This is a genomic window from Vibrio sp. OPT46 (genome assembly GCF_015163535.1).
In the GTDB taxonomy this organism is placed as follows: Bacteria; Pseudomonadota; Gammaproteobacteria; order Enterobacterales; family Vibrionaceae; genus Vibrio; species Vibrio alginolyticus.
Map to the genome: position 1 here is coordinate 100,314 of NZ_JADDYG010000898.1, position 1,416 is coordinate 101,729.

At 42.9% G+C, this 1,416-nt stretch carries 2 protein-coding genes; both read right to left on the reverse strand.

The window, feature by feature from the left end; translation table 11 throughout:
- A partial coding sequence (locus IQR33_RS35090) for an alpha-amylase family glycosyl hydrolase (RefSeq protein ID WP_265575820.1) occupies positions 1–723 on the reverse strand: 723 nt, incomplete at its 3' end.
- A 120-nt stretch (positions 724–843) separates the two neighbouring features.
- On the reverse strand, positions 844–1,350 hold the full coding sequence (locus IQR33_RS31870; protein WP_017634473.1) for a hypothetical protein: 507 nt from the start codon (positions 1,348–1,350) through the stop codon (positions 844–846).
- Between the last annotated feature and the right edge of the window lie 66 nt (positions 1,351–1,416).

Consider the following 1,416-nt stretch of genomic DNA (forward strand, 5'->3'; position numbering starts at 1 on the left):
GACGGCTTTACGAAGTTGTGTCCAAGCGTCTGTCGGAACTTGATAGGCTTGATCTAAACGCCAGCCGTCAATCTTGAGTTCTTTGATCCAATACGTCGCCACCTCTTTGTAGAAATCGAGACTGGCTGGGTAATCCACGGGATTGCTTGAGCCTGAAGGCAACAAGCCGGAAGGCGAGGGTTTGATCAAACCATTCTTATGGTGGCCAAATACGCCATCAAAAAATACGTACAGACCGCGTTTGTGTGCTTCTTCGACTAAAGTTTTCGCGGTCGCTAAGTCACCAAATTTGGGGTCGATTTTAAAGTAATCTGTCGCAAAATAGCCGGTGGCGTCCAAACGATCCGCCCAATGATCTTGTCCTGCTATCTCTTCTGACTCAAAAACTGGCGTCAACCAAATCGCATTCATCCCTAAGTCTTGGATGTAATCGAGTGAATCAATCACTCCTTGCAAATCGCCGTTATGATGGCTGGTGCCATAACCTGTACCGTGACCAATGCTCGCATCACCATCCACAAAACTCTCTACCATGATTTGATAAGTACGAAGTTGGTTACTTTGCGCCATGACATTGGCTTGGCAAGCATAACTGGTATCCGGTAGCGGAGTGCTGCTATTAGTGTCGCCACCACCAGAAGAATTACACGCAGATAAAGCACCAATCACACTTAACGCAAGCAACGATCGAGACAGGCGATGGTTACGTAGGATATTACGCATTTTATTCTCCCTAACTTACTCAAATAAACTACGGAAATTTGAGTAATAAAATTAACCCCGACATGTGTTTCATGCAGGGGTTAATAAATAAAAATAGATTTTAAATAATTGAATGGAATATTATTGGCACTTATTTACCATGACATGAACAGGTTTGCCTTTTCCTTCAAACTGAAGACTCCATACATATTTACCATCTTCTTTAATATCAACCGAAGTATCCGTACCGTAACCACCAAATGTTAATGGTGTTAATTCACCAACGTTCATTCTATTACCTTTTGCGGTAAATTGTGGGAACCACAACTCGGTCGCATACTGCATTTTGTAGGAGCCTACTTTTTCTTGAACCACGGCTTGGTAGAAATTATTCCCTTTGTAGGTGTATTGACGCTGAGGCACGTGTTTCCAATCGGAATCCGCAAAAGTACCCACCACAAATAGTGGTTTAGAAATAGGTCCTTTCGCTGTGCTGTCTGGGTTGTCACACGCTTTCATGAAAGCAACCACTTCGTCTTGAGACATATTAACAACTGGCTCTGTGGCCGCTTCAGGTTCTGCCGTCGATTGACAACCTACTAAGGCAACAAGTAGGGCAGCAGCAAGAGAGGTCTTCATCATGTTCATTTCACGTAATTCCTTTTTAGTATATCCAAAGCAAAATAAACTCAACGGTTAAAAGAAATATTAATC

What these genes read in the sequence shown, in the direction of transcription:
- IQR33_RS31870 (WP_017634473.1), bottom strand. Translation starts at nt 1,350, where the DNA reads ATGAACATGATGAAGACCTCTCTTGCTGCTGCCCTACTTGTTGCCTTA.